The sequence below is a fragment of the Psychrobacter sp. Pi2-52 genome (assembly GCF_904846705.1).
Lineage (GTDB): Bacteria > Pseudomonadota > Gammaproteobacteria > Pseudomonadales > Moraxellaceae > Psychrobacter.
This window is the reverse complement of record NZ_CAJHBS010000001.1, coordinates 92629-111833: the sequence shown is the minus strand read 5'-3', so window position 1 is coordinate 111833 and position 19205 is coordinate 92629. Positions and strand designations below refer to the sequence as shown.

Annotated in this window: 9 protein-coding genes; 1 reads left to right on the top strand and 8 read right to left on the bottom strand. The window is 43.8% G+C overall.

The features are described 5' to 3' along the window. The first annotated feature begins 22 nt into the window (after positions 1-22). Positions 23-10381 carry a VCBS domain-containing protein gene (locus JMY00_RS00455; RefSeq protein WP_201578690.1) on the top strand — a complete coding sequence of 3453 codons (10359 nt, stop codon included), beginning with the start codon at positions 23-25 and terminating at the stop codon, positions 10379-10381. Between the two features lie 169 nt (positions 10382-10550). Here JMY00_RS00455 and JMY00_RS00450 read toward each other — a convergent pair whose 3' ends face one another. The 8 genes from JMY00_RS00450 to JMY00_RS00415 all read right to left on the bottom strand — a co-directional run bounded on the left by JMY00_RS00450 (position 10551) and on the right by JMY00_RS00415 (position 19162). After that, positions 10551-11171 (bottom strand): cytochrome c, encoded by a 621-nt coding sequence (locus JMY00_RS00450; RefSeq protein ID WP_201578809.1) that lies wholly within the window; start codon positions 11169-11171, stop codon positions 10551-10553. A 171-nt stretch (positions 11172-11342) separates the two neighbouring features. Beyond that, entirely contained in the window at positions 11343-12944 is a 1602-nt protein-coding gene (locus tag JMY00_RS00445) for a flavin monoamine oxidase family protein (RefSeq protein WP_201578689.1), read from the bottom strand. Positions 12945-13014: 70 nt separating this feature from the next. After that, positions 13015-14388, bottom strand: coding sequence for a cytochrome c (locus JMY00_RS00440; RefSeq protein ID WP_346764992.1), 1374 nt, complete (start codon positions 14386-14388; stop codon positions 13015-13017). Positions 14389-14511: 123 nt separating this feature from the next. Next, positions 14512-15126 (bottom strand): YceI family protein, encoded by a 615-nt coding sequence (locus JMY00_RS00435; RefSeq protein WP_201578687.1) that lies wholly within the window; start codon positions 15124-15126, stop codon positions 14512-14514. Positions 15127-15398: 272 nt separating this feature from the next. After that, positions 15399-16223, bottom strand: coding sequence for a PAP2 family lipid A phosphatase (locus JMY00_RS00430; RefSeq protein ID WP_201578686.1), 825 nt, complete (start codon positions 16221-16223; stop codon positions 15399-15401). A 118-nt stretch (positions 16224-16341) separates the two neighbouring features. Next, entirely contained in the window at positions 16342-16815 is a 474-nt protein-coding gene (locus JMY00_RS00425) for a diacylglycerol kinase (RefSeq protein WP_201578685.1), read from the bottom strand. Positions 16816-16992: 177 nt separating this feature from the next. Next, positions 16993-18339: a HAMP domain-containing sensor histidine kinase gene (locus JMY00_RS00420; RefSeq protein ID WP_201578684.1), complete on the bottom strand. Its 1347-nt coding sequence runs from the start codon at positions 18337-18339 to the stop codon at positions 16993-16995. Between the two features lie 127 nt (positions 18340-18466). Beyond that, positions 18467-19162, bottom strand: a complete 696-nt coding sequence (locus JMY00_RS00415) for a response regulator transcription factor (RefSeq protein ID WP_201578683.1) — start codon at positions 19160-19162, stop codon at positions 18467-18469. Positions 19163-19205: the final 43 nt, after the last annotated feature.

Sequence of the window (19205 nt, the reverse complement as noted above, 5' to 3'; positions counted from 1 at the left end):
AAAATCGAAGGTAAAGAAGCATATGAATACTATTATTGTTAAAACTAACGATGCGACTCAGACTGTAGCTCAAGTACAAGTGGTGACTAAAGATGGTAAACCGACCATTATTAAAGCTATGGATAAAGTGAATTATGAGTTTCATGATGCGGCAATCGGTCGTGCACCCAATCATATTATTACCAAACGCCTAAAAAATGATTTACACATCTCATTCGAAGAAGATGGCAAAGAGAGTGATCTTATTATAGAAGGCTTCTACGACGAAGCAGACAGCGCATTGCTAGGTATCGCTGAAGATGGTGAGTACTATTACTATATTCCAGATACTGGTGAGACTTACGATTATGTCACGCAGCTAGAGACAGGAGATGTCGAAGGTCAGGCACTAGGTGGAACTGAATATATAGCAGCGGCGATACCTTGGTGGATACCTGCAGCTGCCGGTCTTGGTTTGGCTGGTTTGGTATTGGGTCTCAGTAGTGGAGGCGGTGATGACGATGATGATGGTAAGCCTATAGAACCTGCTCCTATCATCAGTCTTAGTGGTGTTACGAGCTTGAGCGAAGCCAATGCTGCCAACGAAGCAAATACTGCGCTATATACGGTCACCCTTGATAAAGCAAGTGCGACGGACACTACGGTAACGGTCACGATTACACCTGGATCTGCTGAAGGTGATGACTTTAGAGCGCCAGTCACACAAACAGTAACGATTCCGGCTGGGCAAACCTCAATAGATTTTGGCATACCAATTGTTAATGATGATATTTATGAAGGGGCTGAGAGTTTTACAGTAGCTATCACAAGTGTCAGCTCTGGTAGAGCAGCTATTGATACTATTGAAAACATGGTGACCACAACTATCTATGATGATGGTACTACTGATGGTAGTACGCCTGTTGATCCTAACAATCCAACGACAGGTAGTGACATCCCAGTGGTTAGCATTACGGCCACCGACTCGCAATCGATTGAAGGGGTTGACAACGGACTAGTCTTTACTGTATCACAAGATAAAATTAGTAACTTCGACACGTTAGTTGATGTAAAACTTAGCGATACTAGTAGTATTGAATTGGCAGATATTATTTCTATTAGTTACGTTGGCATTGATGGCGTTACTGTATTTCTAAGTAATCCAAATGATATCCAAGGTTTTATAACCAATGGAGCAAGTGTCAAAATACCAGCAGGACAGAGCTTGGCACCAGCCATCAATGTCACAGTGGCCAACGACACTATTTACGAGCAGTCAGAAAGTATAGTGCTTGATATTGTCATTAATGCGAACAGTCTAACTCCTGCTACTGTTAGTATGAACAGTGCCACCGGCACCATCTTAGATGAATCAGATGACCCACAGAATCCAGCTGCCAACACCGACGGTGACAAACCGACCCTAACCGTTGGCAATGCGAGCGCGACAGAAGGGGACAATCTGGTCCACCAAGTCACAGTGAATGGCACCACCCAAGCGGACGTCACTTATGAGTTTGAGTTAGCAGGTGTCACCGCTGTTGCAGGCGTAGACAATGACTTCACCAATGCGCCAACCTTTAGCAACGAAGTCATCGACAATGGTGATGGCACCATCACGGTACCAGCTGGCGTTACGGGCTTCACAGTTAGCTATCCGACGTTAACTGACACTATTCTTGAGAATAATGAAACCACCGAGCTTACCATTGATGGAGTGGCTGGTACTGGTACGATTAAAGATGCTTTAGATGCCATTCCTGTAGTCAGTATTAAGACTGCAGATGGAGCTGACACAGCTATTGAAGGTGTTGATGATGACACCATCGTCTTTGAGATCTTTCAAACAGGCGCAACGGACAAAGACAGTACCGTAACCGTCAAGCTTGATTTGCCAGGCGGCATTGGCGGCGCAGTAGCAGCGGACATTCTCGATCAAGAAATCATCTTCACAGACGCTAAAGGCTTAGAAACCACCTACACAGTGGCCGAAGCCCTTGCTGGTATTGAAGTGACCATACCAGCAGTTGGTGCTACTAACAACCCAACGTTCACCATTACCCCAACCAACGATGGTTTCTATGAAGTCTCAGAAGTATTGGGTATGAGTATCACGGGCGCGGTAAATGCGACAGTAAACACCGATCCTACTTTAAATAGCGCCACCGGCACCATCTTAGATGAATCAGATGACCCACAGAATCCAGCTGCCAACACCGACGGTGACAAACCGACCCTAACCGTTGGCAATGCGAGCGCGACAGAAGGGGACAATCTGGTCCACCAAGTCACAGTGAATGGCACCACCCAAGCGGACGTCACTTATGAGTTTGAGTTAGCAGGTGTCACCGCTGTTGCAGGCGTAGACAATGACTTCACCAATGCGCCAACCTTTAGCAACGAAGTCATCGACAATGGTGATGGCACCATCACGGTACCAGCTGGCGTTACGGGCTTCACGGTCAGCTACCCGACGTCAAATGACCTTATTCTTGAGAACAATGAAACCACCGAGCTGACCATTGGCAATGACAGTGGCACGGGTACGATTCTTGATAACGATATTGTGCCTACATTAACGATTAATGATAATAGTGTGACTGAAGGAACAAGCGCTATAATCACTGGCACTATTAACATCACCAATCCGCAGAGCGTGACAGCGCTGACTGTTGGTGGTGTAGATGTAACATCAGCATCTAGTACGCCTGGGGCAGAGGTTAGTATTATCATACCAAATAGTAATTTTGGGACACTTGTAGCTACTAATTACGATGCTGTTACAGGTATATTAACTTATGAATATACAGAAGATGGCAATGCAAAAGATCATGATGTATTGAATCGTGAAGTAGTCGAGCAGTTCAACGTAGTATTAACCAATACAATTGGTGGCACAATCAATGATACTTTAGATATTGAGATCATCGATACTGTACCTGTTGCAAATAATGACAAGAATAGCGTTACTGAAAATGTAAATGTAGATGAGCAATCTAACAAAATTATAGCAACGGGTAACGTAATATCTGGTGCTGCGCCCACTGAAGCTGATGACTTAGGTGCAGATGCCACCACCATAGTAACAGCAGTAGAGTCATCAGGTGGTGATGTTGGTATTGTTGATGGCATAACTCTAGGTAATTTTGGCGAGCTGACGCTAAGTCCTGATGGTGCCTATACCTATAGTGTTGATAACGCCGCTATAGAGTTTTTAGCAGCAGGCGAACAGCGAAAAGAAACGTTTGAGTACACCATTACTGATGCTGATGGTAGTACTGATACCGCTAAGCTTACTATAACTATTATAGGCACTAACGATCAGCCAACTATTAAGACCAGTTCTAATGGCTTGATTGCTTCAACCCAATTTATTGAACCGACAGATGATACAAAGCTCACTCAAAATGGCATTATCAGTTTTAATGATAAAGATACGACTGATGGTTTAACCATTAGCTATTTAGAAGATGCCAACACTACAATCACTACTTCTTCAGGTCTAAACTTTACAGAAGATCAAGAGGCTGTGCTCAGAGGATTGTTTGAGATTGATCCGGCGACAGTAACAGATACGACAGCAGATTGGGATTTTGAAGCACGAGCTGATTATATCGATTTTATTCCAGCTGGCACAACCGTGACCATCCGTTACGCGGTACAAGTTAACGATGATAAAGGTGTCACTACGGCTGCTAATGGTAACGAGCTGAGCAAAAGTGAGGTTCGCTACGTTGAAGTCACTATCACTGGTACCAACGATGGCGGTATTGCACTTGCCGATAATAGTATTACTATCGATGAGAATGGCACGACGACCTCAGGTGTTGTGCTTGCTACTATCTTTGATGAAAATGACACTGATGATCCGGATATTGGTGAAAAATTAACTGTAGAAAGCTTCCAGATTAGTGGTGGTGCTATACAACCTCTCGGCAAAGCTATTGATGTTACTGTAGTAGATTCTAATAATGTTACTCAAATTATCGGTAATATTACCTTTAATAGTGATGGCACTTATGAATATGTGGCGACTAGCGATTACAGTGGTACGCTACCAATTATCACTGCGAATGTCTCAAACGGTGTTACTGGTGCAACTCGTGAAGAAACAAGTCAAAAATTGACTATTACTGTCAATCCCGTATCAGATAAGCCAACTATAGAAATTGGTAATGCTGAAGTCGAAGCTGGAAAGACAGGAGTCATAACCACAAATGAAGACACCACAGTTGACCTAGGATTATCAGTAAAAATCACTGATAATGCTGATCTTGATGGCACAGGGAACGATACCGACAACCCTGAACGTATTGGCTTAATCACCTTGACAGGCGTCAACGTACCAAATGGCGCAATATTAAATTATAAAGATGGAGGTGTTGATAAAACCATAGCCATAGATGGTGGCGCGGTGACTATTTTCTTAACCGATATTAATATGTCACATGCTGGCATTACTGAAGCTTCTGCTAATCACTCAATGACCAGTGCTGAATTTGAAGCAATGACCCTTACGCCACCTGAAGATGATGCTACAAACTTTGATATTCAAATGTCGGTAACAGAGTATGAAGTGGATAATGACGGCAATATATTGGCAGGAGTAGAGGGTGCAACTTCTAATACAACTATCAAAGTTGATGTCCAAGCCGTAACTGATAGCGCAGATAAAAATGATCCTAATAATCTAGATAATCCACATGACGATAATGATGGCTTTAGTGAGTTTGGCTATACTACAGGGACAGTGGTCTCTATCGATGGGAAATACGAAGTTAGTGCCAAAGAAGGCGACTCTGTTGACTTACCGATTGCCATCAATTTTGGTGATTTAGAAGGCAATAATATAAATCGGGAGACTTACGGTTTTGTTATTACTGGCTTACAGCCAGATGCTGTGGTTGAACTGGTTGATGCTAATGGCAATGTCATTGCACCAAGTGCTCCTATAGATGACAATGGATCAACTACAATAGGGGCTACAGTTAATAAAGATGGTAGTGGCAACATTACCCTAGTTAATGACCTTGCCACTGTCACTGGTACAAGTGAGTTTGTATTTGATACCAGTGCTGGTCAACCTACAATACGTATCAAATCAGGAGTCAATAACTCGCTCGATATGGAGAACATTACCGTATCTTTATATACTCAAGATCATGATGCTGACTCTGATATCGCTGATACTTCTGTTGAGCTAATCAATACGGTTACAGTCGATATGACGGTTACTCCAGTCGCTGGTCGAGTAGCAGCCAATAATGTTAGTACTACTGAAGATACTACTTTTTCACTTGCTGAGTTTAATTTCCGAGTCGGTGACAACCTGTCGGGCAATGAAACTATTCCAGAAATTGTTACTGAAATTACGTTCGAGTTACCAGCAGGTTGGTCATATACCGATACCGATGGCATAGCTATAGTAGCTCCTGATAACACAATTACCATTAATATGACTAACTCACCTGATCTAAGTGGGTTTTTACTCACGCCAACTGCACATTCTTCAGCAGATACTAACATCGAGTTCAGACTGACTAGTACAGATTTTGATGATGATGGAGGTACTCCAAACCTCGTTTTTGATACCAACATCACAACATTGACCAAAAAGGTAACAGTTACACCAGTTGCTGAAGTCGTTGGTGACGGTGTTGTTTCAGATACTGATGGTGATGGCATAGCCGACCTAACCATCAATCCAGACCGTGTTTATACCGCTACCGCCCAAGAGGACGCTGCCTTTAATCTTGGTAGTGGTATTGATGCCAATACTAGTACTACGTTTAACCTAATAGATGGCTGGTTTAACCAAGATCTCTCTGAAGAAACCTACGCCCATATGACCTTTGGTTATAATGATATAAATGGATTTCAGTCGGTATCAGGGGCAGTGTTTAAGTATGAGGACGACGACGGTGTTGTTAGCTTAACTGATAGTGGTAATGGCGTTGATATTCCTATTGAGTATCTCGATACACTTACTATCACACCACCACAAGACTATAGCGACTACACCGCCAAATCACTATCGAATGATTTAGATGCTAAAACAACTATCAAAGTCGAGGCCAAAACGGTCGATGTTGATGAAGATGGTGGTGCTAGTGTGACAGCAACCAGTGGCGAGAGTTACTTAACTTTCACAGTTGCAGGTGTTGCTGACCCAATTACATTGGGCGTTAATCCAGCCTTCGGCTTTGAAGATCAGGCAATTAGTGGCGGTAATAACCGTGATGGATCATCAGCTGCAGTCATTAATCCTACCGCTGGCATTCCGCTCAGTATTCGCCCAAGCTCGCGTGATGATGATGGTTCTGAAGTCTATAACGTCACCATTACTGAAATACCAGTAGGTGCGCAGCTATATGCTGTCAATGCATTAGGTGTTTCAACCTTAGTACCTACTAGCACGGTTACGGACATCGGTACTGGTAAGGTCACCGAGACAGCCACTATCGATAACTATACCAATGACGTGACTAGCCTTTACTTCATTCCTGCTGAAAACTATAGCGGCACGGTCAATCTCAAAGTGTCAGCCGTGAGTGTAGAGAGTGATGGTGATACCAGCGATCCTAGTCCTAATCCACCACTGAATCTATCGATCAAGGTCAGTGGTCTAGCAGATCTTATCTTAAACGATGATCTGGCTGTTGACCGCGAAAATGTAAATTACACTAAAGTAATTGCCGAAGACCAGCCCAATTCTGAAGGTTTGAGTACCAACAGTATCGCAGTATCAGACTTCTTTGATAATGCTATGTCAATAGCGCCTTATGATAGTGGCTCACCGCAACCTGAAGCGATAAGCTATAGCATAACAGGACTACCTGAAGGTTTTAATATCGTAGGCGCTGGTGTGGTGTTCTTAGGAGGTAGTGGTGCGGATCGCGTGTGGTCAGTGCCGCTTGCTGCTATTCAGAATGGTGGTGCTATGTTGACCACCCCAAAGAACTTTGCAGGTGATGTTAGCTTTGATATTACAGGTGCTACCACTGAGCGTGTATCAGGCGATAGTGTTACGCATTCTCCTAAAACAGTTTCTATCTTAGTCATTCCAGATGCTTCTGATGGAGTCGTCAATGACCCGAAAGTGCTCGCGACAGAGGATGTGTGGGCAACTATTAACTTCGCTGCAGCGTTCACTACGAAAGATCTGGGTGCTCTAACGACAGGTCAAGAATCACTTAAGAGTGTGATTATTGAAGGGCAAAACCTTATCAATGATGGTCTCATGTTGAAGGTGACAGAGGCTGATGGTACGGTAACTGTCTATGGTGATCGCAATAACTCAAATTATGCTGATGAAAATACGAATCTAATCGAAGAGCAGCTAGCAAATCAAGACTATGTCTTTGATGCTACTGATAAAGTAGAAGTCAAGTATGGCATTGAACACCTAGACACTCCAGTCACCATACCTTTTGATTACACTTATACTGACACAACTGAATTAGCAGACGGTTCGACAGTTACTACAACGTCATCACCTATAACAGGTAAAGAAGTCAAAGTCACTTTCCAAGCAGTCACTGATAATCCAACGATTACTCTAGATGAAATAGATGTGAGTATTGATAACAGTGGAGACAATGAGATTGCGACGGTTACCGTCTCTTTGACCTCGCCTGACCAAGACGGTTCAGAGGTGTTTACTCGATTAGAGGTTAGCGGTGTGCCTGATGGTATTATCGTACAAGGTGGCATCTTATCCAATGGTGTGTGGTATGTGAATGTACCTGATAAACTCATTACTACAGGGGTTAACCCAGAGGGTGAAGCAAACTATACTTTAGTACTGGCGCGTGATAATGGCGCTAATTTCTCTGTAGGTGATATACCTATTACTGTAACAGGGGTTACTCAGGATATTGATGGTCAAGGCATAGATGGTATAGAAGAGCGCGATAGTCAAGACTTTCTCTTAAAGCTGACACGTATAGGAGAGGGTAACAATCCCCCACCTGTTATCTTAGTTAATGAGTTGGTTATTAAGTCTATTACTCCTGATGAGGATGGCAGTTTTATTCTAGGTGATGTGATTGATGCTACGCTGGCAGATATCAGTGATAGTAGTATGACTTCTTATAATATCTCGCTAAGTGGTGCGCCAGAGGGCGTGAATCTGTCTATAGATCCGAACTTTTCAAGCCAAGTGAGTGCTGTATTAATTGGAGACCAGTGGATCATTAGCGTGAGTAATGCTAGTGCGCTGACGCCAGAGGAGGCGCTTGATGCGATAAATGTTTCGCTGCTAGCAGACTTTAGCACTAATGAGACCGGTCAAGAGCTAAGCTTTGACGTAACCTTTACTTCGCGCGATAATAAAGGGCGCGAATATGTATCCACGACTGAGAAGGTTGCTATTACGGTCAAACCCGTCACTGATGCCTTTGATAACGATGGTCAGACTTCAGTCGTTTCAACCGATGAAGATATAGCAGTGGATATTGTCATTGATCTCACCAACAGCGCAGACGGTGATTATGTGTCACTAGTTGGTGGTAAGTTGTATATTAAGATTGATGAAACAGAATTAAAGACAGGATCAGGCACTGCTGGCGTATTGACATATAACGGTATAACATTGACACCAGACGGTAACGGTGATTATGTAGTCGATCTGAACAATGGCGCAGGAGACTTAGTTAATCCTCCTGATAGCGTTACTGTTCAATATACCCCTGCTGCGAATGCTGATGGTAGTGCCACCATTATTGTAAATGCTTCTCATAAAGAGGTAAGCGATGTGGCTGACGATGGTGCTGTGGTTGACTACGAGTATAAATATAATGTCGAAGTTGCCGCCCAACCTGATGCGCTTAATATCTTTAAACCTGGTACCGAAGAGACTACTGCTATAGTAACAGGTGCTGAGGATACCAAGATCGCTATTCCTTATGAGACTGGTTTAATTGATATCCAAGGTGACAGCGATGTCAGTGGAGGTTCAAATACTGTGAAGGATAGTGCCGCTGCTATCAGCCTAGATAATGTACCCAATGGTTATTTAGTCTATTATATAGACATAAATAACAATGAGGTTTTGGCCAGTAACAACGGTAATCTCAACGGCAATGGTAATCTATGGACGATTGATGCCACTGATTTAAATGGTAACCCCAACAGCATTCTCATTCAGCCGCCAGAGAACGTAAGTGGCATAGTGGGTAATATTATACCTATTCAAATGAAAGTCGTTAGTGATAGTGGCGTGGTTAGCAACTCATTAGATATTACTCTTGATGTGACGCCAGTTGCTGATGCTATCGAGTTCAAACCTACCGCTGTGCTTGGTTTTCAGGGTAAGTGGACAGCACTTAATTTGAATGCCGCTATGGTAGACATTGATGGTAGTGAAACGGTAAATGTGAGACTGACGGGAGCTAACCTAAATGGTGGTGTGCTCGACGTTAAAACCAAAAGTGGCACTGTTATAAGCGATGTTACGTTTGAGTTTGATGAGGGTGCAGGCACTGGCACTTATACCATTAAAGGTGTCACGCCAGCTCAACTGAACGAATTGCTTGTGAAATCAGCCGTGCCATATGAAGGTAAACTAGAGATCAGCCTACAAACGGTTGAATCAGCTGATACTGATATTGTTGGGACCCCTATTGTAAGAGAGATACCTATCGATATTGCCTCAACGTTGATTTTCAACGGTACTCCTGACGATGATACTTTGATTTCAGTCAACCAGACGTCTGCGCTTAGATATACTGGCGGCGACGGTAATGACACCTTTATCGGTGGTAGCGGTAACGATACCCTGAATGGCGATGCTGGCGATGATGTTTTAACTGGCAATGCCGGTAACGATACCATTACTGGTGGCGGTGGTAATGACACGATTAGTGGCGGTGCAGGTAACGATATCCTCAACGGCGGTGCTGGTGTTGATACGATTAATGGCGGCATTGGCAATGATACAATTAACGGCGGCGCGGGCGCAGATACGATTGATGCCGGAGCGGGTAACGATACGATAGTATTTGATGCCGACGATCTAGTCATCAATGGTGGCGATGGCAGTGATACTTTGCTTATTAACATTTCAGGAACGACAATCGACTTTGGTACTTTTGATTCAACCAAATTTGAAAGCATTGAAGTGATCGATATGACAGGCAATGGCGCTCAGTCACTTATCAATCTGTCCACTAGTGATGTGCTGGATATCATTAGTGAAACAGGAGTCAATGATAAAGATTTGATTATCAAAGGCAATGGCGGTGTTAATGGTGATTCAGTCACATTAACTAATGAGTGGAATGATACAGGTACTACTGTATCGCAGGGTGGCAACAATTATGATGTTTATAGTTTCTCTGATGTTGCTACTGGTACTCATGAGCTGCTCATACAGACTGATATCGCTACGACTATTCTATAGGATCATTCGCCTAGTATAGGATTTGACTTTTATTTTACATAAAACGCCATTGGATTGAATCCAGTGGCGTTTTTTTTGGCTTCAATATCATGTCTTTTTAGACTTCTTTGACTATATAAGCTGATACTTGGTGTATAAATAGCATGTCTGAAAAACTCAACAGACTCGTTTATTCACTAGGATCAGATCCGGGTGGAAACTCATGACGCAGCTGTGCGACATTAGCAGCAGTCACTATATCTGTGAAATTATTTAGATCGCTATGCACGTATTGCGTGACGGCTGCTATTTGCTCGTCATTCATCATGCGATGAAAAGAGGGCATACCGCGCAGGCCATTGATAACGACACTGATAATATAATACTTTGATTGCATCTTGCTGTTGTTGGCCAGTGGTGGATAGTAGCCTGCGCCTTGCGCACCTTCGCCTTTTTGCATGTGACAACCTGCACAAGAATCATCGTAGAGCTTTTTGCCATTGGTGGTCAAAAACCCCGTTTTGCCTTGTGTACTGCCTTCAAACTTGGTGAGCCACTGCTGCAAGCTGGCGTCATCGAGCATTTTTGGTATTGACTCTGCATCGACGATGTTGGTAGCGGGCTTCGCCAAGGCTTCTTTTGACATATAGACACCGCCCCATGCACCCTGATTGCGACTGGCCTGATTGTCAAACCGGTTGTCAGACACCATTGGCGCTGTTTGCTGACTGGCAATGGTAACGGCGTTCTCCGCTTTATATTGACTACAGCCTGAGAATAATACTGACCCACCAATAACTATGGCTATCATGGCCTTGTTTGAGCTGAGTGGCCTAAATAGTTTGATTGAGTTTGATGTCACGATGTTTATGGTTTCCCGCGATATGCCTAATGTTCTTACTTTCATTATCATCATCCTTGCTTGTACGGCAGATTTTTTATCTAAAAACATGTGGCTCAAAGCTCATTACTCAAAAACTGGCTATCCAAGTTTTTTGGCCTTTTGATGCAAGCGTTTGGCAGCATCCATACCAGATAGTATCGCGCCTTCTTGCCACGCAGGAATATGTGAGCAGTGCTCACCTGCTAATACAATCCGGTGGTCAATCTCGCAGAGTGTGTCGTAATACTGCTCACGACTGGACTCGCTCCAGATACCGTAGCAGCCAAGCGACCAAGGGATACGGTGCCATGCGACAGACGTGCCCGAACGGAACTCTTTGGTATATTGCGGATGAATCTGTTTGCCATAGGCGAGCGCGGCATTGATACGTTCTTTGGGGGTTAATGAGTTAAATTTGTACGAGGTTTCCCCAAATCCATACGCGCCAAGTAGCACGCCCGAGCCTGTGGTAAACATATCTTGTGACGGGTAGGAGATTTGCGAGATAGGCATATCGGTGTAAGTGATGCCGCCATAGATCCATTCATCCTCTTCCCAAAACCGCCGTTTGAACTCTAAACCCACTTTGTAAGAGCTGTCATAAGGAACGGCTGTCATCGCTTGTTTCATTGGCGCGGAGACATTGATATCCATCTGCGTCAATATTGACAAGGGGATGGTGCAAATACACCAATCTGCGCGCACTGTTTTGGCTGCACCGTCAGGGCTATTGCTATCGACATAGTCAACGGTTACGCCAGTCTCGTCTTGATTGATTTTGGTGACTTTGGTATTGAAGGTAATCATCTCACGACATTCACGCGTGAACGCATCACCGATTTTCCCCATACCGCCGACAGGCTGAAACATCGCTGGTTGATGGACATGGACGGTATAGTTGGTATAAATGTCCGACCACATGCCTGAGTCTAATAATTTGTCCATCGGTATGGGGGTTGATGGCTTGGCCTCAGGCATTAGACCACCACCTGGATATACACTATAGCCACGATGCTTACCAGTTTCATGGCTTTTGACATAGCGATAATTGTTATCCAAAACACCCCAGCCCTTGAGACCTTCGAGGAGTTTTTCTTTGTCCTCTTTACTGACCGTACTATCGAGACTGCCTTTATTGACGGCTTTGGATAATAACTCTGATACGTAACCGCGAATATCGCTCTGTACTTCGCCCAAGCGTTGCGGAGCCCCATCGAAGTGATTGGTACGGTGTAGATAAGCACGATCATTGGTTTGGATAAAAGGCTGCAGTGCCACACCGAACTTTTTGCAGTAATGAAAGACCGCATAATGGTGGATGGGCAATCGCCATGGACCGCCATTGAAGTAATTGCCTTTTTTAAAGTTGCACGTGACCTCAGCGCCGCCCAGCTCTGTATACTTGTCACCACTATTGAGTGTCCAGCTACGTCCACCGCCACGGTTTTGGTACTCAAGCACGGTGACTTTATAGCCTGCTTTGCGCAGCTCATAGGCAGCAGTTAGACCACCCAATCCTGCACCCAATATCACGATGCTTGCACCAGCTGGTGCGCCTTTGAGATTCATTTCTTCTTTAAAGCTCGACTCAGATGCAAACCCCAACGTGGTCATCGCTTGATACATAGCGGTCGCGCCTGCCGTTTTGCCTATCATGGAGAGCAATTGTCGCCGAGTAGGGGATTGGAGCAGGTCATTCATAGGATTATCCTTATCGTGCTGAGTCTTTGCGTTATTATCAAAAATAGTAATTTAGGCTTATTCTTTATAGCTAGCTTTTTTCTTTTATCACGCGTATCACATCAGCCGCGCTGACATCGCTGTTAGATAGACCACCAAAGGTGACTCGTACATAGTTAGTAATATTAGCAATCTGTGAAGGGCTTAAATCTTCTGAGAACCCGGGCATTTTTGGTGCTGTGTTAAATGCACCTTTTGCCCCAAATGCAATGACGCCAATGAGTGCATCAGGTTTTACGCGGCGAATACTACTCAAACCAACGATGGAGGCGTAGCGTGCATCGGGCTGGGCGTAACCGTCGACGCCATGACAGCTAGCGCAATGTGTTAGATACAACTCTTTTGGCGTGTTGCTGTTCAAGCTATTATTGCTGGCACTGCTGACAGTATTGGTTTTGGCACGCGCCAGATAGTCTTTTTGCTCAAGTAAGTCGTAAGTAATCGAGTTACTGAATGGTTGCGGTAGGCGAGAGACATTGACTGGTATCAGATAATCATCGGTCTTAATGGCTGGGACGACTTTTAAATAATCAGCCATCGCGATCAGATCTTCATCAGTGAGATAACGCGTACTATGTGCCACGGCTTCTGCCATCGGTCCACCCGCATAAGCGCGTTTATCAAGCGTTCCTGTACGCAGGTAAGTCACGATATCCATTTCGCTCCAACGACCGATACCTGTGTCGTTGTCAGGGGTGATATTTGGTGCAAACCATTTACCGAGTGGCGCACCGGATAAGTAACGGTCTTTATCAAGGCCTTGTGTTAGATTGCGCGGCGTATGACAGGTGCCGCAATGCTCTAAATTATTGACCAGATATTCACCGCGTTGCTGGGTTTGCGTGAGTCCTGAGCGGTTTTCGGTAGAAGGCACATTGATGACATTCCATGCCAGCATTAAGCTACGAATATTTAACGGGAAAGGCAAATGAGTGGTTTTTTCAGGTGGTTTGTCTACGATAGGAACGGTCTGAAAGTACGCGAACAAGGCGCTGATATCTGCATCTGTCATGCCATGATAAGATGGGTAAGGCATGGCAGGATAAAGCTGATGATTGGGTGCACGACCTTTTTGCAAAGCCTTTTTGAAGTCAGATTCAGTATAGTTGCCGATGCCATAGCGCGTTGACGGTGTAATATTGGTCGAATAGATATTGCCAATCGGTGTCTCAATTGGTACGCCGCCACTATAGTCTTCACGGTGGCAAGCCATACAGTCAGCGGTACGCGTCACGTAAGCGCCGCGATTGGCAAGCGCACTATTAGCAGGGCTAACATTTGGTAGGGTTATTGGACTGGGCAAAGTGTCCATTGGCAGACTGACAGTATCTGCCATCACGACGGTAGACACTAAGCTGAGTACTAGTGTCAGTGTTATTACTGAAGAAAACGACAATGATGGCATGATCGCCAAAAGTGGTTTTGCAATGCTTTTATAATACTGATGAAACATGTCTAATTCCTTTTTAAGCTTTCTGCAAATCACTACCAGAGTCTATTGAAAATCAGTGGCTAAACATTAAAAATACTATAGTCTGGCGGCTTCGACCTTGATACTTAAGTCAAGGTTCTTGGTCAGTCCGAACCAAGCGAATTTATTGATATTCCATTTTGTACGATTAATCGTAGCAGTGAACTCGCCACCGCAAACATCTTTTCTGATGCTTGTGTTTAGATAACAATCGAACTTAGTCGCGGTTAGGCTAATTGGGTGGGTCTCGCCATGCAGTGTCAATTGTCCATCTACCCGAGTGACCTGCGGGCTTTTTTTATCTTGATTGAAATGCCATTTTGTCGATTCAAAATGTGCTGAAGGAAATCTCTGCATATCAAAAAATTCAGGCCCCGTTAGACTATTATTGAAAGAAGGATTGCCTGTATTTAAGGAGTTTATCGGTATGATTAATGAGATATCACCTGATCTTAAGTTTGGATCGTATTGCAATTGACCTTTGATATTGTAAAAGCCACCAGTCGTGGCTGAACTCTTAAAGCGTTCGATAGAAAATCGAATATGAGTGCTGGCAGGATTAATAGCGTAACTGGCAGCTTGACTGCTATTTGCAGTGCCTACGAGTAGCAATGGAATGGTCAAAGAAGAATAGATATGTGATGGTTTTGGCCTAATAGACAACAAGCGCATAGCCACATTCCTTTACCGGCTATTGATATAGAGGAGCTTATTCACAAGCGCTATCCGTGCGTTTGTTTAACAATAAGCCAGTGATTGTTTATTATTTATACAGGGTTTTTCAAATACTTAGTAGTGCTATTTTAGTAAAGAGATAACGAACAACTCTGTCATGCCCGAACGTCAATTCCAAGTATTGATGCTAAGTACTGATACCTAATTATTGAAGCTGAGTACTGATGCATAGGTACTGATGCATAAGTACTGAATGCTAGGTGCTGACTTTAAGTGTTAGAGTGCTCAATGCTAGACAAGCTAAGACCAGTATGTCTTTTATCATCCTTGGTGCTGTGTGCTTCATTTTTAATCGATTGTTTGAAAAATAGGGCTGCGAGCGCACAGGCTATGGTTAATGACAGCAGCATTGAGACCAATGTATGGCTAAAGAAGTGATCACCAAACAGCATCTTATACAGTCCCATTGTCCAGCCCAAAATAGTTACTGATATGACTATTTGATAGCGGTATTTTCTCAATGTCGGTAAAAAAGCCAATCCATATAAAGAAAACCCTGCGCTGGCGTGAGCTGCTGGGAAGCATCTGGCAGGCGTTGTTGCTACGATGTTTTGCCAAAGATTGAGGTAGGGCAAATCCCCATTAAAAATAACCAAGTCATTTGGGCAACTAACATGGGTGACGCCTTTGAGCGTGGCAATAGTAGCAGGTACAATCGCCAGTATAATCAGTAGGTAGCCAATCTCGCGCATAGGTAAAGGAAGCAGAAACTGATCAAGCTTATTATGACTGAGCTTACTGCGATTTAGCTTATTGCAGTTTAGGGCAGTAGCATTAAGCCTTGACTGTCTGTACTTGATGATTAAAACCGCTATGAGATAGACAGCCAATAGAATCAATAATACTTTGGGCAAATCATAAAAGATAAATGCATAAGGCTGCGCGTCTTTTTTGAGTAGCCAGTGTCCATTGTTATAAAAAAGCTCACTGATGCGTACATCTAATTGACTGTGGACAAAAACCAAGGTGGCCATGATGGTCACGCACAGTAGTTTTAGCCAGTTCCAAGTCATTGCATTGTTTTCTGAAGTCATGACTACACCTGATAACGTATATGCGATGTTGATAGATCCTAATACGACCTTCGTTTTATTATTTTTCTAAAATAATGCTAGCAGCGTGTTGCGCTGTTATGCGAGTGCTCGTCGTGTTTTAATAAAATAGAACAGACAACGCCATTACCCATAAAACCATTAACAAACATAAAGATAAAAACTGTGCCGCAGAGCCGACATCTTTTGCGATTTTTGCGAGCGGGTGTTTGGCGGTCGAAGTATGGTCAACACAGGCTTCGAGTCCTGTATTGAGCAGTTCAACAATCAACGACAAAAAAGAAGCGACGACCAGCATCATTTTTATACCAAGCGCAAAAGGCATAACGATGACAGCCGCTAGCAGTACAAGATTGAGCCACACCACTTGTCTAAAAGCCGCTTCCAATTTATATGCGGCTTTAAAGCCATCTATAGAGTAGCCAGTGGCTTTTACGATGCGGTAAAGCCCTGTTTTACCTTTGGCATGACTTGCAAAGCTATCAGCTGCGAGTGCATTATCATGCGTCGTCTGATTGATAGAACTATGCTCGGCTGATGGGCCTACAAGGTTGGTATGAGTGATTTGCTTCATAGGGCATTCTTAATGGTCTATTAAAATTAAGATAGCCTGAGTATAAGATGGGAGAGGTTAAGAAAACGTTAAGAGGATATATAGGAGCGAGAATAAAGCATAATGGGTGTTTAAATTTTCATTTCCCAATCAGTAATTATGATTAGGAAATGAATATGTCTTTGAGCTATCACGAGGTTATTTATAATAAATACTAAAGGTGCTGCCACCTGATGAGTTGGCTTGATGCGTTAGCTGCCAGCCCATATGTGACATGATGCGCTGTACGATACTGAGCCCTAGACCTGAGCCTTCAACTTTGTGATTGATATCATGCTCTGGCGACAATGTTTTGCCTGTCCCCTCGTCTTGATAGTCATGCGTCAATCGCTCAAACCGTTCATAGAGTAAAGGCATCATCGCCTCAGGAATACCTAAGCCAGTATCAGCCACCGTGATTTTTTCGTCATCGATAGTAATGGCTACTTCACCATCATCGGTATATTGAAATGCATTTTTTATGAGGTTGCCTAGTGCCATTTTTAGGAGTTCGGGCCGTACGTAAGCAATATATTCCTGCTCAGCAATGATCTGACAAGTGACAGATTTATACCGCAGCAAGTACTTTAGGCGCTGCATTTCTGCTAAAGCGATATTGTTGATAGAGGTTTGCGGTGCGTCTAACTTTTCAGGCGCGCGCGATAGTAGAAGCAGGGCAGTGATAATCTCAGAAGTTTCTTTAGCAGTAGTACTGATGCGATTGGTAAATTCATTTAAGTGGCTGTCAGCGTCTAATTGCGAGGCCAAGACCTCGGAAGCCCCCATGATAATAGTCAATGGCGTGCGCAGCTCGTGACTGACATCACCAGTAAACAGTTGCTCACGTTTGAGGTATTGCTCTAACTTGTGGTTTTTCTCATCGATAGCCCGTGCCAAGACACCGACCTCAGATGGCAAGTGTGTCAAATCGCTTAAGTTATGATGGTCAGTCTCGACGGCTCGCTTCAAATCTAATAGAGGCTTGATGATTTGTTTGGAAGACAATTGGGAAAAAATAGCGGCGATAAGTAAGCTTAAAATAACGGCTACTTTTAACGTATCTGCAAATATGTCTTCTAGGTGCTCAAATATCGCCAAGACTGGATAATTTTCCATTACCATTTCTGTATTTTCTAGGTAAGTCAAAATATAGGTTTGACCGTCTTGGGTGTAGGCGAAAAGATGCAAGTTGGCATGACCTGCTCCAGAGGCTTTATTAACAGTGACAGAAGTCTCTTGCACTGTGTCATTGGCTATCGCTTGCAAACTTGCAGGTGCTTTATCATAGCGATAAATCTTGATACCTGGGTCAGCGACATAGATAGGCTGGTCACCGTATTTTTCTTGACTGAGTTCTAGCTGCTGCAATAGGCGAGCCTTGACCAAATCTTGCTCTATTCGGCTCTCTGCGTACAAGAAAATGCTGACAAAAGCTGCGCACAGTAATAACGCGAATATGAAGTAAGACAGTCTGAATTTATTGGCTATCGAGTCTATATTGAGCATGGCGTAGGACAACCTAATAGAAGAAGGCGATATATAACAGAGCTATATATAACAGAGCAATAAATACGATACGGTCAGTCAGTTAGTAAATTGGACAAGGTTTATTCAATTCATCCTGCAATCATGACTACGCGCTTGCTGATTTATTAGGGTCAATAACTTGATAACCTACGCCAGGTACTGTGACTATCATAGGTGTGTCAAATGGCTTATCAACCTGTGCACGCACGCTGTGCATATGGGTGCGCAGTGCATCACTACTGGGTACGTCTAGTCCCCATACCTTTTCTTCAATCTCAGTTTTACTGACGACTCTAGGCGCTGCACTCATTAGAATGTGCAATATTTTAAAGCCAGTGGGGGTAAGCTTCAGTGATTGTCCCTCACGCATAATAGTATGCTCACTATTGTTTAAGGACAACGCTCCGACCGCAATACTGTGGGCAAAATGATCGTCCTCATGGCGACGTATGAGCGCTTTGATGCGGCACTCTAGCTCAACCAATGAAAACGGCTTGACCAAATAATCGTCAGCACCGCTATCAAAACCAGCGACTTTATCCAAGATTGTGTCACGAGCCGTGAGCATTAGTACGGGAGTCTTGTCATGCAACTCTTCTCTGAGTTTTTTGCACAGCTGCGTGCCATCCATACCGGGTAGCATCACATCTAGCAATATCACATCATAACGATTGTTTGAGGCGAGTGTTAGCCCGCTATAGCCGTTGTGCGCGTTGTCCAACTCAAACCCTTTTGGCTCAAAAAACGCGTAAATATTGGCCACGATATCGGGGTTGTCTTCAATAACGAGTATCTTGTACATGATGCTGACCTAAAAAATAGTAATTACCTAAAAGGACTGAGTA